Origin of the sequence: Methylobacterium sp. Leaf456 (assembly GCF_001425465.1) — a bacterium.
GTDB lineage: Bacteria > Pseudomonadota > Alphaproteobacteria > Rhizobiales > Beijerinckiaceae > Methylobacterium.
Window position 1 is genome coordinate 48819 of the sequence record NZ_LMQV01000040.1, and the last position, 26212, is coordinate 75030.

The following is a 26212-nucleotide window of genomic DNA, read 5'->3' on the forward strand; positions in this document are numbered from 1 at the left end:
AAAAATGGCACCCAAACCCGAACCCGGCCGGCGCGTCGTCGCCGACAACCGTTCCGCGCGCTACCACTACGCCATCGAGGACGTGTTCGAGGCCGGCATCGCCTTGACCGGCACCGAGGTGAAATCCCTGCGCGGCGGCAAGGCGACAATCGGCGAATCCTATGCCGGCCCGTCGGGCAACGACCTGATGCTGTTCAACGCCTACATCCCGGAATACCTGGAGGCGAACCGCTTCAACCACGACACCAAGCGGCCCCGCCGCCTGCTGCTGCACCGCCGCCAGATCAACAAGCTGATCGGCGCGACGCAGCGCCAGGGCTACACGGTGATCCCGTTGAAGATCTACTTCAACGACAAGGGCCGGGCGAAGGTCGAACTGGGCCTCGGCAAGGGCAAGCAGCTCCACGACAAGCGCGAGAGCGTGAAGGAGCGCGACTGGCAGCGCGACAAGGCCCGGCTGATGCGCGACAAGGGCTGAGCCTTGATCGAGCGCACTCAATGACCGCACCCGATTTTACCCGATTGCCCGACGACCTTCCGGCGCCTTCCGACGACGGTGCAGCCGATCATCTGTCCGGCCTCAAGCTGCCGGACGTGGCCCTGCGGGCGACCGACGGCAGCCTCGTCTCGCTGGTGCGGCTGCCCGGCCGGACGGTGGTGTTCGCCTACCCGCGCACTGGCGTGCCGGGCCAGCCGAACCTCGCGGCGGACTGGGACCGGATCCCCGGCGCGCGCGGCTGCACGCCGCAGGCCTGCGCCTTCCGCGACGCCCATGCCGACTTGCTCGGCCGCAGTGTCGCGCGGGTGTTCGGGCTCTCGACCCAGGACGGCCCGCACCAGCGTGAGGCGGCCGAACGGCTGCACCTGCCCTACGCGGTTCTCTCGGACCGCTCGCGGGCGCTGGCGATGGCTTTGCGCCTGCCGACCTTCGAGGCCGGCGGCGAGATTTTGCTGAAGCGGCTGACGCTGGTGATCGACGACGGCGTCGTCGCAAAGGTGTTCTACCCGGTCTTCCCGCCGGACCGCAGCGCCGAGGCCGTCATCGCCTGGCTCGACGCCGCGGCCTGACGGGACCTCATCCCAATCGACGATGACCGCTCATCGTCGATTGCCCGTGCGACTGCACGGCGGCGGGCGTCCGCCGGACGCATGACACAGGACCATCGGTCCTGTGTCATGCACTCAGTATCAAACCTCCGAATCGTCCGACGGCGGGGCCGGCGGGCGGATGCCGTAGCGGCTTTCCAGGCCGGGATTGGCGCGGGGGCCGCGCTCGGCGAAGTCGCCGCGGGGCGCGCGGTCGGCGAAATCGCGGCGGGGGCCGTCGCCGGGGGCGCGGATCGTGCGCTCGCTCGGGTCGCGGCCGATGCGGCCGGCGAGATGGGCGAGTTCGACGAACTCGTCGGCCTGACGGCGCAGGTCGTCGGCGATCATCGGCGGCTGGGTCTGGATGGTGGAGACCACTGAGACGCGCACGCCCTTGCGCTGCACCGCCTCGACCAGCGAGCGGAAATCGCCGTCGCCGGAGAACAGCACCATGTGGTCGAGATGGGCCGAGAGTTCGAGCGCGTCGATCGCCAGCTCGATGTCCATGTTGCCCTTGATCTTGCGGCGGCCCGAGGAATCGGTGAATTCCTTGACCGGCTTGGTCACGACCCGGTAGCCGTTATAGTCGAGCCAGTCGATCAGCGGCCGGATCGAGGAATATTCCTGATCCTCGATCATCGCGGTGTAGTAGAACGCCCGGATCAGGTTGTCGCGGGCCTGGAAGTCCTTCAGAAGCCGCTTGTAATCGATGTCGAAGCCCAGCGCCTTGGTGGTGGCGTAGAGGTTGGCACCGTCGATGAAAATCGCGGTGCGTTGTCGTTCACTCATGGGACTGTCCATACGTTGGAGCTGAAAGAAGAATTACGACCGCAATCGCGGCAAAGAATGTCCGTGATCAAATCGCATAACGTAGAAGACGCTCAGGCCTCCGTAAAACCGCCGCTTCCGCGACACCGTTCGCGACCCGGTGGGACCGCTCGCGGAGGCGCCGACGCGCCGGCTCCGGAGCAGCCTACTCCAAGACCGGACGATCCGCGACGGAATTGACCTAATTCGTCTGGCCGAGCTTGGACAAAGTGTCAAGAACAACAAAAGGTAAGCAATTCGTATCGGCGGCGTTTTTGCGAAATGGGTCCGACAATGCCCCACTCATGGTTGCGGCTTTGTAGTTCACCGTACCGTCGATGATCGCGCGCAGAGCCGAAGTTGACTTCAGGTTGTCGCGCGCGAGTCGATCCGATCAGGGCTTGATTGTCGCACGACTGCCCGGTTTGGTCGCCGGGATGGCGGCCAGCTCGGGCGGCAGGGCGTCGGCCGGGTAAGTCGGGATGTCGAGGGCGGCGAGCGACACCAGCGGCAGGCCGATCTCGCCGCGCCCGCCGGAGCGGTCGATCAGGCAGGCGGCGCCCACCACCGCGCCGGCCTCGTCCTTGAGCGAGGCGAGGCATTCGCGTGCCGACAGGCCGGTCGTCACGATGTCCTCGACGATCACCGCGCGGGTGCCGGCCGGGATGGAGAAGCCGCGCCGCAGGGTGAACGGCCCTCTGGGATCGCGCTCGACGAAGATCGCCTTGGCGCCGAGATGCCGCGCGGTCTCGTAGCCCGGCACGATGCCGCCGATGGCGGGCGAGACCACGATGTCGATCTTTCCAAACCGCGCCGTGATCGCTTCGGCCAGCGCGCGGCACAGCCGCTCGGTCCGCACCGGATCGGAGAAGATCGTCATCTTCTGAAGGAAGGTCGGCGAACGCAGGCCCGAACTCAGGATGAAGTGCCCCTGGAGCAGCGCGCCCGCCGAGCGGAATTCTTCCAAGACGTCGTTCGCGGTCATCGTCGCCTGCCTGCAAGCCCTCGTGCCGTGGCTTGTCGCAGCGGGGCGGGCGGGGCGCAAGCCGGGGGGCTTCTTGTGGGAAGCCCCTTTGTCTGAGAGCCGAGGCGATGCGCGAGACGTCTCGAAATGTGGTTGCCGTCTTCCGTTTTGATCTCTGCGGCTTCTCAGATGCGCCGCCGCGAAGGGGCTACCTCCAGCAGCCCAGCCACCTCCGGCGCGACCCAGCGCGGCAGGGCCGGCCCGGACAGATCCAGCCGCAGGAAGAAGACGCCCCGGCAGTCGGCCCACAGGTCGGGCGGCAGTTCCGCAACTCCGTTCGTCCAGCGCCAGGACGCTGCGTCGCCCTCTGCGGGATGGAATCCTCGCGAGAGCCGCCCGTCGTCAGGGGCGATGATGCGGGCGCCGGTCAGACCGTCGTCGATCGTGAGAGCGGCGACCGGCACGCCGAGGCGGCGCTGGTCGCGCGCACCGGGCACGACATGGGCTGGCACGCTGACGGTCGAGACGACGCGCACTGCGCGCGCGTCGGCCGGAACGACGAAACGGGCGCTCAGTCCATCTTTGTCGGGTCGGATGATCTCACCGTCGGCGACGACGTGGAGGTCGGCGAAGGCATCCGCGACGAGCCGCCAGCCGCTGGCCGTCGCCCGCTCCCGAAGGCGGGCGCGTACGAGGTCGACCACCGGGCCGTCGTCGTGGAACGGATGGCAGAACGGAAGCGGCCCCTCCGCCCGAAGATCGGGCATGGCATCGAGGGCAATCACGTTCTCGCCGGTAAAGAATCGGCGGTTGCCGCAATCGAGATAGCTTTCGGCCGGCAGTCCCTCCGCCAGCAGGACATCGTGGCTGTCGAGTTCGACGTGCCAGTAAGTGACGCTCTCGACCTCTACCTGAGTGATGGTGGTGCCGTTGACGAGGTGGACGGCTGGGATCAGCACGTTACCGAGCACGTCGACGCATATGGCATGAGCGGGCGACACGAAGAGGTCACGCATTGGACGGTCCGCGCCGAACGCATGTGCCGCGATGCACACCGGCCTGACCTGGGTCGGTTCGGGATGATGCACACAGTCGATGCGACGATGGCCGAGCCAGCGTATCGGACGGTGTGCGCCCGAGGCCGTCATCGCGAGATCGCCCTTGACGAGAGCCTCGACCGGCACCTCTCGCACGACGCCGTCTCGCACGATGCGGATCGCGCTGCCCTGCGCAAAGCAGACAGCGCTGGTCACGAACACGTCCTGGATGGCGTTGGTGTCGCTGGCCACGAGGTTGGTCGCAGAGCTCGAGAAGGCGACGTGCGAGCCGTCACCGGAGATCGAGGCAGAGGTGCTCTGACCGTTTCCCGAACTCGTGCCATCGACGGCGTTGCTGAGGCGGACGAGTTCGCCGGTGACCATGTCCTTGCGGAAGACATCGTTCGTGCCGTTCGTGTCGTTGCCCACGAGGTTGGTCGCAGAGCTCTGAAAGACGATATAGCGACCGTCCTCCGAGATCGTGGCGTTACTGCTGGTATTGTTCGCCTGAACTCCGTCGGCAGTGTCGTTGACGCGGACGACTTCGCCGGTGATCAAGTCCTTGCGGAAGATGTCGCTCAGCGAACCGTTTCCGTCGCTTCCCGCGAGGTTCGTGGCATTGCTCTGGAAGACGACGTAGCGTCCGTCGCCCGAGATCGTTGCGAAAAAGCTGCCGCTATTGGCTTGCCCTGCGGCGGCGGTCTGGCTGACGCGGACGAGTTCGCCTGTTGTCAGATCCTTACGGAAAACGTCGGACACGCCATTGGTGTCGGAGCCGACGAGGTTGGTCGCAGTGCTCTGGAAGACGACGTAGCGCCCGTCGTCCGAGATCGCGGCATTGGTGCTCGAAGCATTGGACTGGACCCCGGCGGCGGTCTGGTTGACGCGCGTGACGGCACCGGTGGTCAGATCCTTATGGATGATGTCTGTTGTCGTCCCGTTTCCGTCGGTGGCTGTAAAATTCGTGGCGTTGCTTTGGAAGACGATGTGGCGCCCGTCGTCCGAACTCGAGGCATTGATGCTGAAGTTGTTGGCCTCGGCTCCCGTAGCGGTCACGCTGACGCGCACGAGTTCGCCGGTGGTCATATCCTTGCGGAAGATGTCGTTTTGATTGTTCGTGTCGCTTCCCGTGAGATTGGAGCCGGAGCTCTGGAAGAAGACATAACGGCCATCGCTGGAGATCGTGGGATTGCCGCTGGCGTTGTTGGGCTGAGCGCCGGCGGCGGTCTCGTTGACGCGGACGAGTTCGCCGGTTGTCAGATCCTTGCGGAAGATGTCGACCGACGTGCCGTTTGCATCGGTGCCCGCGAGGTTGGTGGCAGCGCTCTGGAAGACGACGTACCGCCCATCGTCCGAGAGGACGCGGCCGGTCGCGACAGTCGAGCTCGAACCATTGCCCTGCGTGCCGTCGGCCGTGATCGACGCGTTGGTGAGGGTCATGTCGCTTCCCGCTGGATCGAGGAAGCTACCGGCGCCAACGTTCGAAGCCTTAGCGGGTGCGGATTATCATATGTAGGGATTCCACACTCAAAGATCATTTTTTTAGTCGCAAGCGAGACGAATGTTGCTAAAAAGCCACAAAGCGAGATTTGATTTCCCTGCATCCAGCTCGACCCAACTATAATATTGGTTCGGCTCTCGGGGGTTCTTGATCCAGATTTCATCCGAACGGCCCATCGACTTGTGCCATCCGATTTGTATCCGGCCTTTGTCCAGGGCCGACCGCAGCCGGGAGAGACACTCTTGTGATGAGCCGCCTTCTGCCGGGGGCGGGCCGCCTCTCGCGAAATCGGTCCGATGACGGAGGATCGCCCGACGCTTGGGACCGGTACGGGGCGGCCATCTCCATGCACTGTGCGCCGAAGATCCTACCCGTTGATCCGCTCCACCCGGCTCACGGAGCGCTTCCCCCGCAGGTCTGCGACGATCGCCGTGAGATGCTTCAGGTCCGGCACCGACAAGTCGATGGCGATGTCGGTAAAATCCTGGGTGCGGCGCTTCATCGAGACGTTGTCGATGTTGCCGTCGTGCTCGGCGATGATCTGGGCGAGCGTGCCGGGCTCGTTCATCGATTCCAGCGCGATCCTGGCGGGGAAGCGCTCGTTCGAATCCTCCACGTCCCAGCGCAGGTCGAGCCAGCGCTCGGGCTCGTTGTCGAAACCGGCGAGCGCGGCCGACTGGATCGGGTAGATCGTCACGCCGACGCCCGGCGTCGGGATGCCGACGATGCGGTCGCCCGGCATCGCGCCGCCGTAGCGGCGCTCGTCCTTGAAGTCGGGATAGACCGCCTTGACCACCTCGCCGGAGAACATCTCGCCGCGCCCGACGGCGACGAACACGTCGTCCGCGGAGGCACGGGCGAGGCGGGGGAGGGCACCACGCTTCTCCTCGGAAAAGCTTTTTCCGGCCGGCTCGAAGGCGCGATCCAGGATCTGGCGGCCGAGGCCAGCGCTTGTCGCAGCGGGGCGCAAGCCGGGGCTCAGGCACCCGTCACAGCGCCTGCGCATCGTCGGCGAGCCGGGCCCCGGCGAATGCCGGAGCCCGATCAGCGGGATCAGGGCATGAGCACGGTGTTGACGACGTGAATCACGCCGTTCGACTGCATGACGTTCGCCACGGTCACCGTGGCGGTGTTGCCCTTGGTGTCGGTGACGTAGATCTTCTTGCCCTTGGCCTCGACCGAGAGCGCACCGCCGTTGACGGTCTTGAGGGTGGCCTGGCCGCCGCCTTCCTTGACCATCGCCATCAGATCCTTGGCCGTGAGGGCGCCCGGAACCACGTGGTAGGTCAGGATGCCGGTGAGCTGCGCCTTGTTCTGCGGCTGGACCAGCGTCTCGACCGTGCCCGGCGGGAGCTTGGCGAAGGCGGCGTTGGTCGGCGCGAACACGGTGAAGGGGCCGGGGCCCGACAGCGTCTCGACGAGGCCCGCGGCCTTCACGGCCGCGACCAGCGTGGTGTGGTCCTTCGAGTTGACCGCGTTCTCCACGATCGTCTTGGAGGCGTACATCGGCGCGCCGCCGACCATCGGGTTCTTGGCGAGCGCCGGGACCGCGGCGGTGGCGAGCGCGAGGCCGAGCGCGAGGCGAAGAAGGGTCTTGGACATGATGTCTCCCATGAAAGCGCCCCTCCGGCGGGGGCGTCATGGGCCTTTACGGAGACCGGGGGAGGAAAAGTTTCAGCCGCGTGAAGCCGGCGTCCATGATTCTGATGCGGGCACGTTCCATCATACGCGGATACGGTCAGGCTGATGGATTGCGAGCATTCCCCGGCGGAGCCAATGTGAAGGGATGCCGCGCTACATACCGATCCAGACAGGCGTTCCGATCCGCTCAAGTGAGAGCGATCTGCTGACGTTCCAGTGGCGAACGAACGGGATCGCGGCCGACTTCATCGTGCCGGACTATGCCAACTTCGCGCTTCGCGTCTCGTTCGATCAAGCCTGTATCGTCCGCCTATTGGACGAAATGCCATTGAGCACCGAAGACGACGACACGCCGAATGAGGGACTGATCGCCGAGAACTTCGCCTATCGCGTTGAGGGCGCACGCTTCGCGCGCATCCAATCGGAAGCCTGGATGTTCGGCTTGGAGCCGGTCGAACACTATCGCTTCATCACAGGCTGGGGATGCTTGGATGTCCTAAGTCGCGCCGCGCCGGCATTCCTGCTGGTGCGTCGGGCGAGCGAGCGCAGCGACGTCAAGGGGAGCGACCCGATCACTGTCGATGACGCGTTCGAGGCGATGCGCGTCTTCCTGGAGGCCTATTGGAACCGGGGCGACGCAAAGTCGGACGACATCGCTGTCCTGCTCGGCTCGCTGAACCGAAACCGCGAAGCCGGCATCGGCCCCCTCGACCCGGCCCAGTGGGAGGACTGGCTGGACGCCGTCTCGTCGATCGCCCCCAGAAACCCTACCCGTTGATCCGCTCCACCCGGCTCACCGAGCGCTTCCCCCTCAGGTCCGCCACGATGGCGGTGAGGTGCTTCAGATCCGGTACCGACAGGTCGATGGCAATATCCGTAAAGTCCTGGGTGCGGCGCTTCATCGAGACGTTGTCGATGTTGCCGTCGTGCTCGGCGATGACCTGGGCAATCTGGGCGAGCGTGCCGGGCTCGTTCATCGATTCGAGCGCGATGCGGGCGGGGAAGCGTTCGTTCGAATCCTCCACGTCCCAGCGCACGTCGAGCCAGCGCTCGGGCTCGTTGTCGAAGGCGGCCAGAGCCGCCGACTGGATCGGGTAGATCGTCACGCCGACGCCCGGCGTCAGGATGCCGACGATGCGGTCGCCGGGCAGCGCGCCACCGTTGGGGGCGAAGCTCACCGGCAGGTCGCCCGCCAGCCCCCGGATCGGGATCGGCCCTTGCGCCGAGCCGTCGCCGGAGAAGCTGAGGCGCATGGTCTGGTCGCCGGATCTGGTCAGGCGCCCGGCGGCGCCGTTGGCGGCGGGGCCGCTGCCGCGGCGCTCGTCCTTGAAGTCGGGATAGACCGCCTTGACCACGTCGCCGGAAAACATCTCGCCGCGACCGACCGCGGCGAACACGTCGTCGGCGGAGGCGCGGGCCAACCGGGGGAGGGCGCCGCGCAGCTTGTCCTCGGAAAAGCTCTTGCCCGCCCGCTCGAAGGCGCGGTCGAGAATCTGGCGGCCCAGCCCCGCATATTGGCGGCGCACGGCGGCCCGCGTCGCCCGGCGGATCGCGGCGCGCGCCTTGCCGGTGACGACGAGCGATTCCCAGGCCGCGGGCGGGGCGGCGCCGTCCGAGCAGGCGATCTCGACCTCGTCGCCGTTGGCGAGTTCGTGCAGCAGCGGCGAGAGCCGGCCGTTGATCTTGGCGCCGACCGCCGAATTGCCGATATCGGTGTGGACCGCGTAGGCGAAATCGATCGGCGTCGCGCCCCGCGGGAGCGCAATCAGCCGGCCCTTCGGGGTGAAGCAGAAGACCTGATCCTGAAACAGCTCGAGCCTTGTGTGCTCGAGGAACTCCTCCGGCGAATCGCCCTCGGCCAGGAGTTCGATGGTCCGACGCAGCCACTGGAAGGCACCGCTCTCGGTGGAGAGCCGCGGATGTACCTCGCCTTCGCCGGCCGGGGCGCCATCCTTGTAGAGCGCGTGCGCGGCGATGCCGTATTCGGCGATCTCGTCCATCGCCGCGGTGCGGATCTGCAACTCGACGCGGCGTTGTTTCGGCCCGATCACCGTGGTGTGGATCGAGCGGTAATCGTTCTGCTTCGGCGTCGAGATGTAGTCCTTGTAGCGGCCCGGTACCATCGGCCAGCTGGTGTGGACGACGCCGAGCGCCGCGTAGCATTCGGCCAAAGTCCCGACGATGACGCGGAATCCGACGATGTCGGAGAGTTGCTCGAAGGCGACCGACTTGCGCTCCATCTTCGACCAGATCGAGTAGGGGCGCTTCAGCCGGCCCTTCACCTGCGCGGTCAGCCCCTGCGCGGCCAGCCGTGCCGTGAGATCGTGCTCGATGCTCTCGATGACGTTGCTGGATTTCGCCGAGAGGTCTTCGAGCCGCTTGGTGATGGTGGCGTAGACCTCAGGCTTGAGCACGCGGAAGGACAGGTCCTCCAGCTCGTCGCGCATCTCCTGGATGCCCATGCGGCCGGCGAGCGGCGCGTAGATGTCCAGCGTCTCCTCGGCGATCCGGGTGCGCTTCTCCGGCGGCATGAAATGGAGGGTGCGCATGTTGTGGGTGCGGTCGGCGAGCTTGACCAGCAGCACCCGCACGTCCTCGGCCACGGCGAGCAGCAGCTTGCGGAAGTTCTCGCCCTGCACCGCCCGCTTCGAGACGAGGTCGAGTCGCTTGAGCTTGGTCAGGCCGTCGACCAGCGCGCCGATCTCGTCGCCGAAGATGCCGCGGATCTCGTCCAGCGTGGCGGCGGTGTCCTCCACCGTGTCGTGCAGCACGGCGGCGACGATGGTGGCGTCGTCGAGATGCAGGTCGGTGAGGAGGGCGGCGACTTCGAGCGGATGGGCGAAGAACGGATCGCCCGAGGCGCGCTTCTGGGTGCCGTGCGCGCGCATGGCGTAGACGTAGGCGCGGTTGAGCAACGCCTCGTTCGTGGCCGGGTTGTAGCGCTTGACCCGCTCCACGAGCTCGTATTGGCGCATCATCCGCCGAGGGTTCCTCGAAACGCGTTCACGCAAGGCGGCCGGGATGGCCGCGCCGTCCAGGCTTCACTGTCCCGCATCGGGGCCCCGCGCGCCAGATGCAAGGCGTCGCAGAACGCGCGCGGCGGCGTTCCAGAACCCGCATGTGACGCATGGGGCCGAAACGAGAAGCGCCCGCCGCTCGGAAACCGAGGGCGGGCGCGCGTCGCAAGGAATGCGAAAAAACTACTCGGCGTCGTCGTCCGTCTCGGTCGGCGGGGCGAGGTTTTCGAGGCCGCGGAGGAGGTCGTCCTCGCTCATGCGGTCGAACTGCACGTCCTTGTCGTCCGAGGAGGACTGGGGCGCCACCGCGGCGGCGGCCGGCGAGGAGGAGAGCAGTGGAACGGTCTCGGCCTCGGGCTCGTCCACCTCGACGTATTTCTGCATCGAGTGGATGAGCTGTTCCTTGAGATCCTCGGCCGTGATGGTCTCGTCGCCGATCTCGCGCAGCGCCACGACCGGGTTCTTGTCGCGGTCGCGGTCGATCGTCAGCGGAGCGCCGGCGGCGAGCAGGCGGGCGCGGTGGCTGGCGAGGAGAACCAGCTCGAACCGGTTCTCGACCTTCTCGATGCAGTCTTCGACGGTGACGCGAGCCATGCGAACGGCTCCTTCCTCGGGCAGAACGGACGATATGCGTGATGAGCGCGCGTCTTACACCGGTTGGAGGCGGGCAACAAGCGCTGCGAGCGGAGCCGCTTCGGACAGGATCCGAGACGATCGACGCAGCGTCGCGCGGCGTCGCGGCTACCCTGTGGACAATCGATCAAACGAGGAACATCCGCAGAATCGTGCGGTTCCCCCAGCACTCCGACCCGAGCCGGCCGCCGGCCGTGCGGCCCCGTCGGAGGACTTCCCCCATCGCTTCATCGCGGCCGTTCCACCCGGTCCGGTGACGACGCTTGCCTGCTCGCACGAGGTGCCATGCTTCTGCCCAACGACGACGCCGGCCATCCGCTCGCCGAACGCTTCCGGCACTTCATCCGGCAACAGCCCTTCCCCTGTGTCGGGGCCAAATCCGCCCTGTCCCGCGGGCGCCTCCGGGTATTGGTCGCGCGCGACATCGCCTCGGATCGCGACGACGGACGCCTCTACCCGGCCCTTCTGGCCTTCATCGCCCGATACCGGCGCCAGCCCGAGCTGTTCCAGAGCTTCGCCGTCCTGTTCGAGAACACGTCCCCGCTCTCCGAGGAGGCGTTCGAGGCGGCGCTCTGGGCGCGGATGCAGTCGCTGTCCGACCGCGACAGCGGGCTCGGCCATGTCCACGACCCGCGGGTGGCCGCCGATCCGGACGATCCGCACTTCTCGATGAGTCTCGGCGGCGAGGGCTTCTTCATCGTCGGCCTGCATCCGGGGGCCAGCCGCAAGGCGCGGCTTTTCGAGGCGCCGGTGCTGGTGTTCAACCTGCACGACCAGTTCGAGCGTCTGCGCGAGGAAGGCCGCTACGAGCGCCTGCGCGATTCGATTGTCGAGCGCGACGTCGCCTGGGCGGGTTCGATGAACCCGATGCTGGCCCAGCACGGCGAGCGCTCCGCCGCGCGCCAGTTCAGCGGCCGGGCGGTGCCCGAGGATTGGGTCTGCCCCTATCACCGGCAGGCGGGCGCCCCGGATTACGACGCCCAGCAGATCGCCGCCGACCTGCGCTCCGGCGCCTTTCTGGCGGACCAGATGGAGGGCTGACGATGCTCTCGGGCACCGATCCCATCGCGGGCGACGCGCGCCGGGATGCACGCCCCGACGCGCTCCTGGCCCTCGGCCGGGAAGGCGCGTTCAGCCTGCATCCGCTGCGGGCTCGAGCGGGTCGCGCGGCGGCATCAACGGCTGGGTAAGGTTGATGGGCTAACCCCGGACGATCCGGTGCGCCGGCCCGTGGGGGTCGGTCCGCCTGCCGCACGAAGGAGCGCCGCCATGGCCGCATCGCCTGCCCCCGCCGTCGACCCGTCCTCGGTCGCCGCCGACCAGCTCAAGAGCATCATCGAGCGCATCGAGCGCCTCGAAGAGGAAAAGGCCGGCATCGCGGGCGACATCAAGGACGTCTATGCCGAGGCCAAGGCCAACGGCTTCGACGTGAAGGTGCTGCGCAAGATCATCTCCCTGCGCAAGCGCGACCACGACGAGCGCCAGGAGGAGGAGGCGATCCTGGAACTGTACCTCCAGGCGCTCGGCATGGCGTAGAACCCGGTTACGAACGGGGCCGTCCGTCTCAGAGCGGCGGCCTCGAACGCCCTCGTCCGGAGTTGATGTGCACGCCGCACATCGGACGAGAAATCTTCATGCGCCACTCGGGTCCTTTCACCGCCATCCTCGCGCTTGCGGCCTGCGCCGCGCCGGGCCTCGCACGGGCGGAATCCGATCCGCGGCTGACCGAGCTGTGGAAGCTCGTCTCCTACGAGGTCGAGGTCCGCGCCGACGGCAGCAAGGCGCCGGTGATGGGCGAAAAACCCACCGGCCACGCCTACTTCACTCCCGAGAACCGCCTCTTCTTCGTCCTCACCGGCGAAGGCCGCAAGCCCGCCGAGAACGAGGCTCAGCGCGCCGCCCTGATGGGAACGCTGGTTTCCTACAGCGGCACCTTCCGCACCGAGGGCGACAGCTGGACCGCCAAGGTCGACACGGCCTGGGACCCGAAATGGGTCGGCACCGAGCAGACCCGCATGTTCACGCTGGAGGGCGAGCGCCTGCGGGTGCTGACGCCCTGGCGCGTCATGCCCAACTGGGCCGACAAGGGCGAAACCCGCAGCATCGTCACCTTCGTGCGGGGAAAGGATTGATCGGGTTTCCGGCTGACCGCCTAGGCCGCCGCGCATCCCCTCGCCCCGCCCGAAGTTGGGCAGGCCCAACGTCGGTCTTTGCTTGCTGATTCTGGGCAAGCCCAGGATCAGGCGGGGAGAGGGGGAGCGGCGGTACCCTGAGAGGGTAGTCAGACGCCGATCAGTGCCGCAGGTGCACCGGCTGCGTGGCGGGATAGTCGAAACGAGCGGCCGGGACGGTGCTCGGCGCGAGCGCCTTCCAGAAACGTCCGGCCGTCGTGCCGCCGTCCGGCGTCCAGAGCGCGCCGGGGGGCGTCGCGTCGGGGAGCGGACGCACCTGGGCGACGCGCACCGGCGCGCTCGGTGCGGCGGCGGGCTGGACCGTCGCGACGAACAGGCTGCGGACCTGCTCGCGCAGGTCGGCATCGGCCGGAACGAGCGGGGCGGGGGACGCCTCCGTGGTCGGGACGACGGGCGACGCCTCGGCCGAGGCGAGGGTGGCGATGCCGGCGAGCCCCGCGCCGTCGAGCGAGGCGAGCTGGACCGGACGGCGCGGCGGCAGCGGCACGCTGGGCAGGGCAGCGACCGCGGCGAAGTCGGCGGGGCGGCGCGGCGGCAGCGGCGCGACGACCGAGCCGGACGGGACGCTCATGCCGGTGAGAAGCTCCTTGGCCGAGGGCGTGCCGGGCTTGAGCGCGGCGTCGCGCAGGGCCTCCGAGGCGTTCGGCGCGGCATAGGCCAGCGCCTGCGCGGGGGGCTGCGCCGCACCGATGGCGGCCGACGGGTCGGCGCTCGCCACCACGACGCTCGCCTTGCGGCCCTTGGCCGGAGCGGGGGCGCTGGCGACGGTCGCGGCGGGCGCTTGCGCCGCGCCGCCGCCGAACAACGAGGCGAAGAAGCCCTTCAGGCCGGGGCCGTCGTCGATCTCGTCGGCGCTCGCCACCATGGTCTGGCCGGAGACGGTGCCGCCGCGGGCCAGGATCTCGGCGCGGGCCTCCTCGTAGCGGGCGAGCGGCTTGCCGTCGGCGGGGAGGTGGACGGTCTTGCCGTCCGGGAACAGGCGGGCGAGCTGGTCGCCGGTCATCCGCGGCCATGCGCGGACCGAGCCGACATCGAGATGGACGAAGGGCGAGCCGGAGCGCGGATACCAGCCGACGCCGCCGCGCTGGAGCCGCATGCCGGCGCCGCGGAGCTGGTCGATGCTGGCGTCGGGCAGGAAGAAGTCGATGGCCTTTCCGGCCATGTGCTGGCTGGTCTCGGCGACGCCCGAGGAGGCGCGGCGCAGCATCCCGTTGGTCTTGGGGCTGCGATAGGCGGAGACGATGTACATCGGCCCCGTCGAGCCGATCGAGCGCTTGGCTTCCCAGACCACGTCGAACAGGCGCGGGTCCATCTTGGTGGCTTCGTTCTCGCGCCAGTCGCGCAGGAACCAGTTGAGCCGGTCGAGGGCGGACCGGTCGAAGCGCCCGTCGCGCTTGAACGTGACCGTGATGGTCTCGCCCGTGTGCTGGTGCACCATCGAGAGTTCGCGGGTGTCGCCGTTGGCGACCGCGTCCTGGGTGTCGGCGGTGCCGGCGACGAGCGCGGCGGCGACCGAGGCGAGGATCGCGGCGAGGCGCGCCCGACGAAGGCCGGGGAGGGCAGGCACGCGGTTCCGCAAGCGACCCTGCAGCATTGTCCTCACCTCCGCCGGGACGGGTCGCGCCCACCCTGTTGGGCCGCACGCCGACCGTCGGACTGACGGCTAAGAGGCAACCGTGGCGATGCTGGGGGCCAACCGTGGCGGAAAAGTGCCGCGCAAGAGCGTCGGCGCACGCGGGCGCCGACGCTCCTGTGAATTGTCGGACCTGTGGCTACCAGAAGCTGCGGGTCTCCCGCCGCACCGGCTCGGACGGCCAGGGCTCGCCGAACATGTCGACGTTGCGCCGCGGCTCGGCCCGCACGGCCTCGCGCGGCGCCGGGCGCGGGGCGGGGCGGTGGATGTCGCGCACCGCGTTCTGCGTCGGCACCGAGCGGGCCTCCGCCGCCGGCTTCGCCTTGCCCGCGGGGGCGCGGGCCACCGCGTCGGAGCGGGCAGCGAGGCCGAGCGCCACCTTCATCGGGCCGTCGTAGCCGTAGAGGTCGTTGAGCGTGCGGTACGAACCGAAATCGTCCACGTACGCGGTAAAGTAGGCGAGGTGGACCGGGAGCTTGGCCGGCAGGCGGAGCGTACGCTCGCCCTTGCCGATCAGCTTCTTGAGCCGTTCCTCGGTCCAGTCCGGCAGCACCGCGTCGGCGAAGCGGAAAGGGTCGTCCACGCGCACGCAGCCGTGGCTGAAGGCCCGCGTGGACGCCGAGAACAGCGAGCGGTTGGGCGTGTCGTGCAGGTAGACCGCGTGCTGGTTGGGGAACATGAACTTGATGAAGCCGAGCGCGTTGCGCTCGCCCGGCGGCTGGCGCAGCGAGATCTGGCCGCCGCGGCGCACCACCTCGAACCCGGCGGTGCGGCCCGAGGCCAGCATCTGCTTGAGGATCGAGGGCGGCACGTACCAGGACGGGTTGACGACGGCGTATTCCATCATCCCGGAAAAGGTCGGGGTCGGGCTCTCGGGCTTACCGACGATGACGCGGGTCTCGTCCTTGACAGTGCCGTTGCGGAAGACCCGCAGCTTGAATTCCGGCACGTTGACGAAGACGTAGTCCGGCCCGAGTTCGGACGGCAGCCAGCGCCAGCGCTCCATGTTGACGAGGATCTCGGCCTCGCCGCCTGCCACCTTCGGGCGCTTGGGCGACTTGGATGACGGCGCGTCCGGCACGTGGCCGGCACGCAAGGAAGCGAGCCGGGTCTTGAGGGCGAGGTAGCCGGGCTGGCGCGGGTTGTAGGCTTGCAGCGTCTCGCCGGCCTTCTCGCCCGCGCTCGCCACGCGGGCGAGCGTCGCATCCGCCGTCGGCAGGTCGAGGGTCGGGGTGACGAGCTTCGAGATCGCGGCCGGGTTCACCCGCCCGCCCCGCGCGTCGCGGGCGTAGAGGGCGATCGCCGCCGAGAGCTTCAGGTCGGCTTCCGCCAGTTCCGCGTCGGTGTCGGGGCGGCTGAGCTTGCCCAGCACCGGCACCGGATAGGCGTTCGGATCGAGCCCGTCCTCGGCGGCCGCGCGCAGGCGCGCGATTGCCGCGGTGGCGGCCGCGTTGAAGGCGCCGTTCTCGATCCAGGCCGGCTTGAAGTTGCCGAGCGCGTAGAAGGCCTGCATCGCCTCCCGCTCCTTGCCCGAGAGGCGCGCGAGCAGCGGCGCGGCATCGTTGAGGCGGGCGAACACGGCGGCCGGCAGCGGCTCGCTCGGCGCCACCGGCGCGGGCGGGGCTTCCGCCGCGGGGGCCGGGGTCTCGGCGGCCGTGGCGGGGGGTTCAGCCGGGTTCGAACTCTGGGTCGGGGCTTGAGCCGGGGCGTCGGCGGGGGGCGTCTCGACGGCGGGCGCGGGCGCGTCCGGCACGGCCGGGGCCTCGACCGCCGCCTTGCGGATGGGCGCACCCGCCTCCTCGCCGCGCACCGCCGGGGCCAGGGCGAGCAGGGCAGCGAACGCGACGGACAGGGTCCGCAGGACGCTCGATCCGGCTCCGGTTTCAGCGTGCATGGCGGCCACTCCCTGGAAACGGCCGAGTTTGCCGCTACCGTCGTTAAAGATCATCGGTCCAAGCGAGACCGTGCGCAACCGCACGGGTTTTCCTGCTTGTCGGCCTCAAGCGCCGGCGCCTGCGTTCGCGGGCTTAGGCTTCTCGCTCCGCTAGATGCCTCGGCTGAGAGCCGAGGCATCTAGCGGAGCGCTCTTCGCGCCCGGTGATACGGGGCTGCCGCACGATCCGGGCGGGAACGTGGTCTGGCTTTGCCAGCCGGTGCGGTGGTCGCGCCGGCTGTATTGACCTCACGCCGCGTCTTCGGAGCGTTCCTCCTCGTCGAGGCCCAACTCCTTGAGCTTGCGGTAGAGGGTGGATCGGCCGATTCCGAGGCGGCGGGAGACTTCGGACATTCGGCCGCGGTAGAATTGCAGGGCGAAGCGGATGGTCTCCGCCTCGACCGCCTCCATCGTCTTCATCTCGCCGGTGTCCTCGACGACGAGCGACATCGCGTGCGGGTCGCGCACCTCGACGCGGACGATCTCGCGCACCGGCTCCATCCCGCCCGCCGGCAGGGCGGACTGGTGCGGGGCCGGCGGGATGCGCACGTCGAAGCCCTCGACCTGCGCGGCGATCTGCGGGAACTCCGCCACCGTCAGCTCGTCGCCGTCGGCCAGCACCACGGCGCGGAACAGCGCGTTCTCCAGTTGCCGCACATTGCCCGGCCAGGGGTAGCGCGAGAGCAGCGCCATCGCTTCCTGGGTGATCCCGCGCAGGCGCTTGCCTTCTTCCGCCGCGAAACGCGCGCAGAACGAGCGCACGAGGTCCGGAATGTCCTCGCGCCGCGCCCGTAAGGGCGGCAGCGTCATCGGGAAGACGTTGAGGCGGTAATAGAGGTCCTCGCGGAACTTGCCCTGCTTGACGAGGTCGAGCAGCGAGCGGTTCGTCGCCGAGATCAGGCGGATGTCGACCCGCACCGCCCGCTTGCCACCGACGGGATCGACTTCACCTTCCTGGAGCGCGCGTAAAAGCTTCACCTGCGCGTCGAGGGGCAGTTCGCCGATCTCGTCGAGGAACAGCGTGCCGCCCGACGCCTCGACGAACTTGCCGACATGACGCTCGGTGGCCCCGGTGAAGGCGCCCTTCTCGTGGCCGAACAGGGTGGATTCCACGAGGTTGTCGGGGATCGCGCCGCAATTGACGGTGACGAACGACTTGCCGCGCCGCTCGCCCGAACCCTGGATCGCGCGGGCCAGCACCTCCTTGCCGACGCCGGATTCGCCCTCGATCAGCACCGGGATGTTCGACTTCGCCGAACGCTCGGCCAGCCGGATGACCCGCTCCATGTCCGGGCTCTTCGAGGCCAGATCCTTGAAGCCGAGCGAGCCGGAGGCGCGGCGGCGCATGCGGCGCACCTCCTCCTCCAGTTGATCGACGCGGAGCGCGTTCTTGATCGAGACCTGAAGCCGCTCGGCGCCCGCGGGCTTGACCACGAAGTCGACGGCGCCCGCCCGCATGGCGTTGACGACAGCGTCGATCGAGCCGTTCGAGGTCTGGACGATGACCGGCGTGTCGATGCCGGCCTTGCGCATCTCGGCCAGCACGCCGAGCCCGTCCATGCCGCCGGGCATGACGAGGTCGAGCAACACCACGTCGATGCCCTCGCCCGCGCGCAGCAGGTTGAGACCGTCGAGACCGTTCTCGGCGATTCTGGCCTCGAAGCCGAGGCGGCGCACCATTGCCTCGGCGAGGCGGCGCTGGACGGGATCGTCGTCGATGATCAGGACGGTGGTGGACATGCGGGGCGCCTCGCTTTCCGCTTTTCCCGGCCGACCGCGCGCGGCGCACCGCGTGAGCGGGGCCGATCGGGCGCGGAGCGGGCTGTTTCGTTTCGGCGCACAAGGTCGCCCAGATGCGTAAAGCGGCGCTTAACGACGCCCTCACATTCCGTTCAAAAGGGTTTTCGGGGGGCTTGCGAGGCAATTTCGGGCGGCGTCCCGCCCGCTTTGTGGGCCGATGGCGGACCCGAGTTGATCGGCGGCGCCCGGCGCTCGATATCAAGCATCCGGAACACGGGCGGGCTCGCCGGCCTTGACCCGTCTCTTCGTGAGGAAGCCCCATCGATGTCGAGCCGAGCCGTCACCGCTGCCCTGTCCCCGGAACCGGTGCGGATTCCGGACGGTCTCGCGGCGCTCCGCAGCGCGGCGCAGGCGGCCGACCTCGGCGCGCTGCCCGAATGGGACCTGAGCGACCTCTATTCCGGCATCGATGCCCCGGCCTTCCGCGACGATCTCGAACGGGCCGAGACCGAGGCCCGCGCCTTCACCGAGCGTTACGCCGGCCGCATCGGCGCAATCGCCGCGGGGCCCGACGCTTCGGTCGAACTCGGACGCGCGGTCGCGGCTTTTGAAGCGATCGAGGATCTGATGGGCCGGCTGATGTCGTTCGCCGGCCTCGTCTATTCCGGCGACACCACCGACGAGACCCGCGCCAAGTTCTACGGCGACACCCGCGAGCGCCTGACCGCGGCCTCGGGCGACCTCCTGTTCTTCGGGCTGGAGCTGAACCGCGTCGAGGACGCCGTGATGGATCGCGCCATGGCCGAAGGGCCGCTCGCGCAATACCGCCCCTGGATCGAGGATCTGCGGGCGGAAAAGCCCTACCAGCTCGATGACCGCACCGAAAAGCTGTTCCTCGAGAAGTCGGTCACGGCGAACGCTGCCTGGGACCGGCTGTTCAACGAGACCATCGCGTCCCTCCGCTTCTCGGTGCAGGGCGAACAGCTGACCCTGGAGCCGACCCTCAACAAGCTTCAGGATCGCGACGGCGCGGTGCGCCAGGAGGCGGCGGTCGCGCTCGGCGACACGCTCCGGGCGAACCTGCGCGTCTTCGCGCTGATCACCAACACGCTCGCCAAGGACAAGGAAATCTCCGACCGCTGGCGCGGCTTCAAGGACGTGGCCGACGCCCGCCACCTCTCGAACCGCGTCGAGCCCGAGGTCGTCGCCGCCATGGTCGAGGCGGTGCGCGCCGCCTATCCGCGCCTGTCGCATCGCTATTACCGGCTCAAGGCCAAGTGGTTCGGTGTGGACGCTCTGCCCTATTGGGATCGAAACGCCCCGCTGCCGAAGGTCGAGCAGCGCACGATCCCCTGGGCGGAGGCCCGCGACACGGTGCTCGACGCCTACAACGCCTTCTCGCCGGACATGGCGGGGATCGCCAAAAGGTTCTTCGACGGCGGCTGGATCGACGCGCCGACCCGGCCCGGCAAGGCGCCCGGCGCCTTCGCCCACCCGACCGTGCCCTCGGCCCACCCCTACGTGCTGGTGAATTACCAGGGCAAGCCGCGGGACGTGATGACGCTCGCGCACGAACTCGGCCACGGCGTGCATCAGGTGCTGGCGGCTCCCAACGGCGCCCTGATGGCCCCGACCCCGCTGACGCTCGCCGAGACCGCGAGCGTGTTCGGCGAGATGCTGACCTTCCGCAAGCTTCTCGCCGAGACCACCGACCCGACCCAGCGCCGGGCGATGCTGGCCGCCAAGGTCGAGGACATGATCAACACGGTGGTACGGCAGATCGCGTTCTACTCGTTCGAGCGGAAGGTGCATCTGGCCCGCGCCAAGGGCGAGCTGACGGCCGACGAGATCAACGCCCTGTGGATGTCGGTGCAGGCCGAGAGCCTCGGGCCGGCGATCACCCTCGACAAGGGCTACGAGCCGTTCTGGGCCTACATCCCGCACTTCATCCATTCGCCGTTCTACGTCTACGCCTACGCCTTCGGCGATTGCCTCGTGAACTCGCTCTACGGCGTCTACGCGCGGGCCGAGCCCGGCTTCGTCGAGCGCTACTTCGCGCTGCTCTCGGCGGGCGGCTCGAAGCCCTACGGCGAATTGTTGAAGCCGTTCGGGTTGGATGCGAGCGATCCGGGCTTCTGGCAGATCGGACTGGGGATGATCGAGGGGATGATCGCCGAGTTGGAGGCGATGGAGGCGGCCTAACCTTTACGGGATGAAGGCGGCTCCGTGCGTGTTATGCTCGATCGGATAGGCACGGAGCCGAGACCATGAAGCTCGAAGTTCAGCAGATCGGCGATTCCCTCGGTGTGATCCTGCCGGATGACCTCGTCGGCAGGCTCAAACTGGATCAGGGCGCCTCGCTCTACGCGACGGTGAACGCCGATGGCTCGCTGGATCTCACGCCGCACGATCCGACCTTCGGGAAGGGCATGAAGATCGCCGAGAAGGCGATGGACACCTATCGGGTCGCCCTCACCGAACTGAAGAAGTGAGGATCGTTGCGGTGAGCGAGCCGCCTCGCTCAGGCCGGGCCGGCCTCACCCGCTGGATTCGCGACAAGGGGCCGTCGGCGTAACCACCGCGGCGCGCCGTCCCAGCGCCCTCGCCGCGGGGCGGCCGCGCGCCTATCTCGGATCACATCCTCATCAGGACTGATCCCGAGGCCATGGCCGAGACCGATCGCGAAGCCAACCGCTTCACCGCCCGCGCGAGCCGCTACGCCAGCGTCGGCGCCAATGTCGGGGGCGTGGCCGCCCGCATGGCCGCCGCGCGCCTGTTCGGCGGCAAGGACGGCGCCGCGCCGAGCAACGCCGCCGCGCTGGCGCAGGCCCTCGGCGGGCTGAAGGGCCCGATCATGAAGGTGGCGCAGCTGCTCGCCACCGTCCCCGACCTGCTCCCGCCTGAATACGCGGCGGAACTCCAAAAGCTCCAGGCCGATGCGCCGCCGATGGGCGCGGCCTTCGTCAAGCGCCGGATGATGGCCGAACTCGGTGCCGACTGGCAGAGCCGGTTCCAAAGCTTCGACCTGAAGCCCGCGGCCGCGGCCTCGCTGGGGCAGGTCCACCGCGCCACGTCGCTCGACGGCACGCCGCTCGCCTGCAAGCTCCAGTACCCGGACATGCAGTCGGCGGTGGAGGCCGACCTCAAGCAGCTTCAGGTCGCCTTCGCCTTCCACCGCCGCATGAATTCCTGGCTCGACACCACCGAGATCGCCAAGGAGATCGGCGCGCGGGTGCGCGAGGAACTCGATTACGAGCGCGAGGCCAAGCATGCCGCGCTGTACGGCGCCGTCCTCAAGGACATCGATGCGGTGCGCGTGCCGGGGGTCCACACCGACCTCTCGACCAAGCGGCTGCTGACGCTCGGCTGGCTCGATGGCGAGAGGATCCTGAACTTTGCGCAAGGCCCGATCGAGGTCCGCAACCGGCTGGCGCAGGCGATGTTCAAGGCGTGGTGGCACCCGTTCAGCCGCGCCGCCGTCATCCACGGCGATCCGCACTTGGGCAACTACACCGTATTCGCCGAAGGGGGAGAGGCGCAGGGCATCAACCTGCTCGATTACGGCTGCGTCCGCATCTTCCACCCGCGCTTCGTCGGCGGCGTGGTCGATCTCTACCGCGGCCTGCTCGAAGGCGACCGCGACCGGGTCGTCCACGCCTACGAGGTTTGGGGCTTCAAGAAGCTCGACCGCGAGACGGTGGACATCCTCAACATCTGGGCCCGCTTCATCTACGGCCCGCTGCTGGAGGATCGCACCCGCACCGTCGCCGACGGAATCGAGCCCGGCGCCTACGGCCGGCGCGAGGCGTTCTCGGTGCATCAGGCGCTCAAGGAGCGCGGGCCGGTCACGATCCCTCAAGAATTCGTGTTCATGGACCGTGCGGCAGTCGGTCTCGGGGCGGTGTTCCTGCATCTGCGCTCGGAGCTGAACTACCACCGCCTGTTCGAGGCGGAGATCGAGCGCTTCTCCCTCGACGCCCTGGCGGAACGCCAGACGAGCGCGCTCCAGGCGGCCGGGTTGCCGCAGCCAGCCTAGGCCGCGTTGCCGCAGCCGGCGCGAGCCGCGTTGCCGCAACCGGCGCAAGCCGCGCGACCGACCTGACGATCTTGGCAAAAACCCGTCATCCGCATGTCACCCTGGCGGTCAAGCTGATTGCTCCCCGCTTGGCCTTGCGCTAAATCCGCGCGACACAAGCAAAACGAAGTCAGGGAACGGGCGCGCAAATGGCGGACACCAAGACCCTCACGGGCCTGCATTACAGCCCGGCGATGGACGAGAAGACCCACGAGCAGACCTATCGCGGCTTCGTCCGCTTCGTCGAGATCGGCACCGTCACGGTGCTCTGCTGGGTGCTGGCGCTGGCCATCGGCGGCGTGCACGAGGCCTGGATCACCGCGATCATCGGCGTCCTCGTCTCCTGGGGCCTCGCCGCGCTCGGCGCCCTCGTTCCGGCCATCGGCTGGAAGGCGCAGGCCGGCCTCTTCCTGGTCCTTCTCGCTATCCTCTTCCTGAGCTGAATTCCTTCCATCGAGGGCCGGTCCGGACACGGACCGGTCTTTGCATATCAGTCTAGCCGTCCACATAGCTCGGATACCGGCACGCCGAATGGGCGGCTGTAAGAACGGGAGCAAACCGAATGCGCATCGCCGTCTTGACGGAGGCGGATCCCGCGGAACCGCGGGTCGCCTCCGTCCCGGAAACGGTCAAGAAATTCGTCGGTCTGGGCGGCGAGGTCGTGGTGCAATCGGGGGCCGGCGCGACGGCCGGCGTCCCCGATTCCGAGTACGAGGCGGCGGGCGCCAAGATCGCCTCGTCGGCCGAGGAGGCGCTTTCGGGGGCCGACCTCGTCCTCAAGGTGCGCCGCCCGAATGCCGAGGAACTCGGCAAGATCGGCAAAGGCGCCACCGTCGTCGCCATCATGGACCCCTACGGCCATGAGGACGAGCTGAAGGCCATGGCCGAGGCGGGCGTGAACGCCTTCTCCATGGAACTGATGCCCCGCATCACCCGCGCCCAGGTCATGGACGTTCTGTCCTCCCAGGCCAACCTCGCGGGCTACCGCGCCGTGATCGACGGCGCCGCCGAGTACGGCCGCTCCCTGCCGATGATGATGACCGCCGCGGGCACGGTCCCGGCCGCACGCATCTTCATCATGGGTGTCGGCGTCGCCGGCCTCCAGGCCATCGCCACCGCCCGCCGCCTCGGCGCCGTCGTCACGGCGACCGACGTCCGCCCCGCCACCAAGGAGCAGGTCGAGTCGCTCGGCGCGAAGTTCGTCGCGGTCGAGGACGAGGAGTTCAAGTCGGCCGAGACCTCCGGCGGCTACGCCAAGGAGATGTCGGCGGAGTACCAGAAGAAGCAGGCGGAGCTGGTCAAGGGCCACATCGCCAAGCAGGACATCGTCATCACCACGGCGCTGATCCCCGGCCGGCCGGCCCCGAAGCTCGTCTCCGAGGAGATGGTGACTTCGATGAAGCCCGGCTCGGTGCTCGTCGATCTGGCGGTCGAGCGCGGCGGCAACGTCGCCGGGGCCAAGGCGGGCGAGATCGTCACCACCGACAAGGGCGTGAAGATCGTCGGCCACACCAACGTGCCGGGCCGCCTCGCGGCCACCGCCTCCGCCCTCTACGCCCGCAACCTCTACGCCTTCGTCGAGACCCTCATCGACAAGGAGGCGAAGGCGCTCGCGATCAAGTGGGACGACGAACTCGTCAAGGCGACCAACCTCACCCGCGACGGTCAGGTGGTTCACCCGAACTTCCAGCCCAAAGCCTGACGATCGCGGAGGATCTGAGACATGGCTAACGTACCTCTTCCTGCCGCGGAGCAGGCCCAGGCCGCTGCGGCCGCCGCCAGGACGGCGGCCGAAATCGCCCAGCAGAACGCCGCCCAGGCGCAATCCATCGCCGACTCCCTCGCCCACGGCGTGTCGGCGGCCACCCACGGCGCGGTCGATCCCACCGTGTTCCAGCTCGCGATCTTCGTGCTCGCGATCTTCGTCGGCTACTACGTGGTCTGGTCGGTGACTCCGGCGCTCCACACCCCGCTGATGTCGGTCACCAACGCAATCTCGTCGGTCATCATCGTCGGCGCGCTGCTCGCCGCCGGCGTGCCCCTCATCGAGAAGGGCACCGGATGGGCCCGGTTCTTCGGCTTCATCGGTATCGTGCTGGCCTCCGTGAACATCTTCGGCGGCTTCCTCGTCACGCAGCGCATGCTCGGCATGTACAAGAAGAAGGCCTGAGGCGATGTCGGAAAACGTCTCTTCCCTTCTCTACATCGTCGCCGGCGTCCTGTTCATCATGGCGCTGCGGGGGCTCTCGCACCCCACCACGTCGCGACAGGGCAACCTGTACGGCATGATCGGCATGGCGCTCGCCGTGCTCACCACGCTCGTCGGCCATCCGCCGGCGGGCTTCGGCGCCTGGATCCTGGTGCTGCTCGGCCTCGGCATCGGCGGCGGCGCCGGCGCGGTGATCGCCAAGCGCGTGCCGATGACGGCGATGCCGCAGCTGGTCGCGGCCTTCCACTCCCTCGTCGGCCTCGCCGCCGTGGCGGGTGCGGCAGCGACCCTCTACGCCCCCCAGGCGGTCGGCATCCTCGAGAACGGCCACATCCACAAGGAGTCGCTGTTCGAGATGGCGCTCGGCGCGGCGATCGGCGCGATCACCTTCACCGGGTCGGTCATCGCCTTCGCCAAGCTCGACGGCCGCATGTCCGGCAAGCCGATCATGCTGCCGCAGCGGCACGCCATCAACATCGCGCTGGGCATCGCCCTGGTGGTGCTGATTGCCGTGTTCATCGGCAACGAGAGCAAGCTCGTCTTCTGGCTGATCGTGCTCCTTTCTTTCACCCTGGGCGGACTGCTCATCATCCCGATCGGCGGCGCCGACATGCCCGTCGTCGTCTCGATGCTCAACTCCTACTCGGGCTGGGCGGCAGCCGGCATCGGCTTCACCCTGGGCAACCTCGCGCTCATCATCACGGGCTCGCTGGTCGGCTCCTCGGGCGCGATCCTGTCCTACATCATGTGCAAGGCGATGAACCGGTCGTTCATCTCGGTCATCCTCGGCGGCTTCGGCGGTGATTCCGCCGCAGCGGCCGGCGGCGGTCAGGTCGAGACGCGCCCCGTCAAGCAGGGCTCGGCCGACGACGCGGCCTACATCATGAAGAACGCCGAGCGCGTCATCATCGTGCCGGGCTACGGCATGGCGGTCGCCCAGGCGCAGCACAGCCTCCGCGAGATGGTGGACATGCTGAAGAAGGAAGGCGTCGAGGTGAAGTACGCCATCCACCCGGTGGCAGGCCGCATGCCGGGGCACATGAACGTGCTGCTCGCCGAAGCCAACGTCCCCTACGACGAGGTGTTCGAGCTGGAGGACATCAACGGCGAGTTCCCGCAGGCGGACGTCGCCTTCGTGATCGGCGCCAACGACGTCACCAACCCGGCCGCCAAGACCGACAAGGCCTCGCCGATCTACGGCATGCCGATCCTCGACGTGGAGAAGGCCAAGACCGTGCTCTTCATCAAGCGCGGCATGGGCTCGGGCTACGCGGGCGTGGAGAATGAGGTGTTCTTCCGCGACAACACCATGATGCTGTTCGGCGACGCCAAGAAGGTCGTGGACTCGATCCTCAAGAACCTCTGAGCGACACATCAGTCGAACAATCGGCGGGGCGGGCGAGGAATCGCCCGCCCCGTTTTTCGTTTCGGAGCCTGATCGCCGGCCCTCTGATCGCATCGAGACCAGCCGCGTTCCCCCTCTCCCCGCACGCGGGGAGAGGCCTGCATGGACCTCGTCGTCCCTGGAGGAAGCGAGAGGCGAAGCCGGAGCGGCGGTGAGGGGGACTCGACGAAAGAGGCTCCCTCGGAGGCGCCCCCTCACCATCGGCTGCCGCCTCGCTTCGGCGACGACGAGGTCGCCGAAGCCCTCTCCCCGCATGCGGTGAGAGGGGAAGCGTGCCGCACCGAGGCGGTCAAACGGCAGGCGGATGCCCGCCAACATGACGAGCCTTGCTGTCGCCCA

The 26212-nt window shown here is 68.3% G+C and carries 22 protein-coding genes and 1 pseudogene; 13 read left to right on the forward strand and 10 right to left on the reverse strand.

Annotation, left to right across the window (positions count from 1 at the left end):
* Positions 1-4: 4 nt before the first annotated feature.
* Positions 5-478 carry an SsrA-binding protein SmpB gene (gene smpB / locus ASG52_RS17415; RefSeq protein ID WP_056245979.1) on the forward strand — a complete coding sequence of 158 codons (474 nt, stop codon included), beginning with the start codon at positions 5-7 and terminating at the stop codon, positions 476-478.
* 20 nt (positions 479-498) lie between these two features.
* The gene (locus tag ASG52_RS17420) at positions 499-1068 is read left to right on the forward strand and encodes a peroxiredoxin (RefSeq protein ID WP_056245981.1); all 570 of its coding nucleotides are present in this window, start codon (positions 499-501) and stop codon (positions 1066-1068) included.
* Between the two features lie 120 nt (positions 1069-1188).
* Here the strand turns inward: ASG52_RS17420 and ASG52_RS17425 are convergent, their stop codons facing one another.
* The 5 genes and pseudogenes from ASG52_RS17425 to ASG52_RS17445 all read right to left on the reverse strand — a co-directional run bounded on the left by ASG52_RS17425 (position 1189) and on the right by ASG52_RS17445 (position 6997).
* Entirely contained in the window at positions 1189-1875 is a 687-nt protein-coding gene (locus ASG52_RS17425) for a LabA-like NYN domain-containing protein (protein ID WP_056245984.1), read from the reverse strand.
* 412 nt (positions 1876-2287) lie between these two features.
* Positions 2288-2878: an orotate phosphoribosyltransferase gene (pyrE, locus tag ASG52_RS17430; protein ID WP_056245987.1), complete on the reverse strand. Its 591-nt coding sequence runs from the start codon at positions 2876-2878 to the stop codon at positions 2288-2290.
* Positions 2879-3042: 164 nt separating this feature from the next.
* Positions 3043-5334, reverse strand: a complete 2292-nt coding sequence (locus ASG52_RS17435) for a Hint domain-containing protein (protein WP_056245991.1) — start codon at positions 5332-5334, stop codon at positions 3043-3045.
* A 428-nt stretch (positions 5335-5762) separates the two neighbouring features.
* Positions 5763-6344 (reverse strand): annotated as a pseudogene (locus ASG52_RS17440) (RelA/SpoT AH/RIS domain-containing protein); the annotation flags it as partial.
* A gap of 104 nt (positions 6345-6448) precedes the next feature.
* Positions 6449-6997 carry a fasciclin domain-containing protein gene (locus ASG52_RS17445; protein ID WP_056246555.1) on the reverse strand — a complete coding sequence of 183 codons (549 nt, stop codon included), beginning with the start codon at positions 6995-6997 and terminating at the stop codon, positions 6449-6451.
* 184 nt (positions 6998-7181) lie between these two features.
* Here ASG52_RS17445 and ASG52_RS27945 point away from each other — a divergent pair, with 184 nt between their 5' ends.
* On the forward strand, positions 7182-7814 hold the full coding sequence (locus tag ASG52_RS27945) for a hypothetical protein (RefSeq protein ID WP_200945629.1): 633 nt from the start codon (positions 7182-7184) through the stop codon (positions 7812-7814).
* On the opposite strand, the gene ASG52_RS17455 is transcribed toward ASG52_RS27945, so the two are convergent.
* Together ASG52_RS17455 and rpoZ are read right to left on the reverse strand one after the other, a co-directional pair.
* Complete coding sequence (locus ASG52_RS17455) at positions 7804-10014, reverse strand: RelA/SpoT family protein (protein ID WP_056245996.1); 2211 nt, start codon at positions 10012-10014, stop codon at positions 7804-7806. The two genes, ASG52_RS27945 and ASG52_RS17455, sit on opposite strands and share 11 nt — an antisense overlap.
* A gap of 222 nt (positions 10015-10236) precedes the next feature.
* Positions 10237-10647 (reverse strand): DNA-directed RNA polymerase subunit omega, encoded by a 411-nt coding sequence (gene rpoZ, locus ASG52_RS17460; RefSeq protein WP_056245999.1) that lies wholly within the window; start codon positions 10645-10647, stop codon positions 10237-10239.
* A 324-nt stretch (positions 10648-10971) separates the two neighbouring features.
* Here rpoZ and gntA point away from each other — a divergent pair, with 324 nt between their 5' ends.
* The 3 genes from gntA (at position 10972) to ASG52_RS17475 (ending at position 12818) form a co-directional block, all read left to right on the forward strand.
* Entirely contained in the window at positions 10972-11727 is a 756-nt protein-coding gene (gene gntA / locus ASG52_RS17465) for a guanitoxin biosynthesis heme-dependent pre-guanitoxin N-hydroxylase GntA (RefSeq protein WP_056246002.1), read from the forward strand.
* A 228-nt stretch (positions 11728-11955) separates the two neighbouring features.
* Positions 11956-12222, forward strand: coding sequence for a DUF2312 domain-containing protein (locus ASG52_RS17470; protein ID WP_003601858.1), 267 nt, complete (start codon positions 11956-11958; stop codon positions 12220-12222).
* A gap of 98 nt (positions 12223-12320) precedes the next feature.
* Positions 12321-12818 carry a lipocalin-like domain-containing protein gene (locus ASG52_RS17475; RefSeq protein WP_082552621.1) on the forward strand — a complete coding sequence of 166 codons (498 nt, stop codon included), beginning with the start codon at positions 12321-12323 and terminating at the stop codon, positions 12816-12818.
* A 160-nt stretch (positions 12819-12978) separates the two neighbouring features.
* Here the strand turns inward: ASG52_RS17475 and ASG52_RS17480 are convergent, their stop codons facing one another.
* From ASG52_RS17480 to ASG52_RS17490, 3 genes are all read right to left on the reverse strand, one after another.
* Positions 12979-14472: a peptidoglycan L,D-endopeptidase MepK gene (locus tag ASG52_RS17480; protein ID WP_056246004.1), complete on the reverse strand. Its 1494-nt coding sequence runs from the start codon at positions 14470-14472 to the stop codon at positions 12979-12981.
* Between the two features lie 178 nt (positions 14473-14650).
* The gene (locus ASG52_RS17485; RefSeq protein ID WP_056246561.1) at positions 14651-16405 is read right to left on the reverse strand and encodes a L,D-transpeptidase scaffold domain-containing protein; all 1755 of its coding nucleotides are present in this window, start codon (positions 16403-16405) and stop codon (positions 14651-14653) included.
* 288 nt (positions 16406-16693) lie between these two features.
* The gene (locus tag ASG52_RS17490) at positions 16694-18184 is read right to left on the reverse strand and encodes a sigma-54-dependent transcriptional regulator (RefSeq protein WP_056246007.1); all 1491 of its coding nucleotides are present in this window, start codon (positions 18182-18184) and stop codon (positions 16694-16696) included.
* Between the two features lie 324 nt (positions 18185-18508).
* On the opposite strand from ASG52_RS17490, the gene ASG52_RS17495 reads away from it, so the two are divergent.
* From ASG52_RS17495 to ASG52_RS17525, 7 genes are all read left to right on the forward strand, one after another.
* The gene (locus tag ASG52_RS17495) at positions 18509-20386 is read left to right on the forward strand and encodes a M3 family oligoendopeptidase (RefSeq protein ID WP_056246010.1); all 1878 of its coding nucleotides are present in this window, start codon (positions 18509-18511) and stop codon (positions 20384-20386) included.
* Positions 20387-20451: 65 nt separating this feature from the next.
* The gene (locus ASG52_RS17500) at positions 20452-20676 is read left to right on the forward strand and encodes an AbrB/MazE/SpoVT family DNA-binding domain-containing protein (RefSeq protein WP_056246013.1); all 225 of its coding nucleotides are present in this window, start codon (positions 20452-20454) and stop codon (positions 20674-20676) included.
* Between the two features lie 173 nt (positions 20677-20849).
* Complete coding sequence (locus ASG52_RS17505) at positions 20850-22220, forward strand: ABC1 kinase family protein (protein ID WP_056246016.1); 1371 nt, start codon at positions 20850-20852, stop codon at positions 22218-22220.
* Positions 22221-22408: 188 nt separating this feature from the next.
* Positions 22409-22702: an aa3-type cytochrome c oxidase subunit IV gene (locus tag ASG52_RS17510; RefSeq protein ID WP_056246019.1), complete on the forward strand. Its 294-nt coding sequence runs from the start codon at positions 22409-22411 to the stop codon at positions 22700-22702.
* A 119-nt stretch (positions 22703-22821) separates the two neighbouring features.
* Positions 22822-23961 (forward strand): Re/Si-specific NAD(P)(+) transhydrogenase subunit alpha, encoded by a 1140-nt coding sequence (locus tag ASG52_RS17515; protein ID WP_056246020.1) that lies wholly within the window; start codon positions 22822-22824, stop codon positions 23959-23961.
* Between the two features lie 21 nt (positions 23962-23982).
* Positions 23983-24429, forward strand: a complete 447-nt coding sequence (locus tag ASG52_RS17520; protein WP_056246023.1) for a proton-translocating transhydrogenase family protein — start codon at positions 23983-23985, stop codon at positions 24427-24429.
* A 4-nt stretch (positions 24430-24433) separates the two neighbouring features.
* A complete protein-coding gene (locus ASG52_RS17525; RefSeq protein WP_056246026.1) occupies positions 24434-25834 on the forward strand; it encodes an NAD(P)(+) transhydrogenase (Re/Si-specific) subunit beta in 1401 nt (466 codons plus the stop codon).
* The last annotated feature ends 378 nt before the right edge of the window (positions 25835-26212 follow it).

What these genes read in the sequence shown, in the direction of transcription:
- ASG52_RS17505 (WP_056246016.1), top strand. Translation starts at nt 20,850, where the DNA reads ATGGCCGAGACCGATCGCGAAGCCAACCGCTTCACCGCCCGCGCGAGC.
- gntA (WP_056246002.1), top strand. Translation starts at nt 10,972, where the DNA reads ATGCTTCTGCCCAACGACGACGCCGGCCATCCGCTCGCCGAACGCTTC.
- ASG52_RS17470 (WP_003601858.1), top strand. Translation starts at nt 11,956, where the DNA reads ATGGCCGCATCGCCTGCCCCCGCCGTCGACCCGTCCTCGGTCGCCGCC.
- ASG52_RS17425 (WP_056245984.1), bottom strand. Translation starts at nt 1,875, where the DNA reads ATGAGTGAACGACAACGCACCGCGATTTTCATCGACGGTGCCAACCTC.
- ASG52_RS17515 (WP_056246020.1), top strand. Translation starts at nt 22,822, where the DNA reads ATGCGCATCGCCGTCTTGACGGAGGCGGATCCCGCGGAACCGCGGGTC.
- ASG52_RS17525 (WP_056246026.1), top strand. Translation starts at nt 24,434, where the DNA reads ATGTCGGAAAACGTCTCTTCCCTTCTCTACATCGTCGCCGGCGTCCTG.
- ASG52_RS17500 (WP_056246013.1), top strand. Translation starts at nt 20,452, where the DNA reads ATGAAGCTCGAAGTTCAGCAGATCGGCGATTCCCTCGGTGTGATCCTG.
- smpB (WP_056245979.1), top strand. Translation starts at nt 5, where the DNA reads ATGGCACCCAAACCCGAACCCGGCCGGCGCGTCGTCGCCGACAACCGT.
- ASG52_RS17480 (WP_056246004.1), bottom strand. Translation starts at nt 14,472, where the DNA reads ATGCTGCAGGGTCGCTTGCGGAACCGCGTGCCTGCCCTCCCCGGCCTT.
- ASG52_RS17435 (WP_056245991.1), bottom strand. Translation starts at nt 5,334, where the DNA reads ATGACCCTCACCAACGCGTCGATCACGGCCGACGGCACGCAGGGCAAT.
- ASG52_RS17520 (WP_056246023.1), top strand. Translation starts at nt 23,983, where the DNA reads ATGGCTAACGTACCTCTTCCTGCCGCGGAGCAGGCCCAGGCCGCTGCG.
- ASG52_RS17510 (WP_056246019.1), top strand. Translation starts at nt 22,409, where the DNA reads ATGGCGGACACCAAGACCCTCACGGGCCTGCATTACAGCCCGGCGATG.
- ASG52_RS27945 (WP_200945629.1), top strand. Translation starts at nt 7,182, where the DNA reads ATGCCGCGCTACATACCGATCCAGACAGGCGTTCCGATCCGCTCAAGT.
- ASG52_RS17485 (WP_056246561.1), bottom strand. Translation starts at nt 16,405, where the DNA reads ATGCACGCTGAAACCGGAGCCGGATCGAGCGTCCTGCGGACCCTGTCC.
- ASG52_RS17490 (WP_056246007.1), bottom strand. Translation starts at nt 18,184, where the DNA reads ATGTCCACCACCGTCCTGATCATCGACGACGATCCCGTCCAGCGCCGC.
- pyrE (WP_056245987.1), bottom strand. Translation starts at nt 2,878, where the DNA reads ATGACCGCGAACGACGTCTTGGAAGAATTCCGCTCGGCGGGCGCGCTG.
- ASG52_RS17445 (WP_056246555.1), bottom strand. Translation starts at nt 6,997, where the DNA reads ATGTCCAAGACCCTTCTTCGCCTCGCGCTCGGCCTCGCGCTCGCCACC.
- ASG52_RS17495 (WP_056246010.1), top strand. Translation starts at nt 18,509, where the DNA reads ATGTCGAGCCGAGCCGTCACCGCTGCCCTGTCCCCGGAACCGGTGCGG.
- rpoZ (WP_056245999.1), bottom strand. Translation starts at nt 10,647, where the DNA reads ATGGCTCGCGTCACCGTCGAAGACTGCATCGAGAAGGTCGAGAACCGG.
- ASG52_RS17455 (WP_056245996.1), bottom strand. Translation starts at nt 10,014, where the DNA reads ATGATGCGCCAATACGAGCTCGTGGAGCGGGTCAAGCGCTACAACCCG.
- ASG52_RS17420 (WP_056245981.1), top strand. Translation starts at nt 499, where the DNA reads ATGACCGCACCCGATTTTACCCGATTGCCCGACGACCTTCCGGCGCCT.
- ASG52_RS17475 (WP_082552621.1), top strand. Translation starts at nt 12,321, where the DNA reads ATGCGCCACTCGGGTCCTTTCACCGCCATCCTCGCGCTTGCGGCCTGC.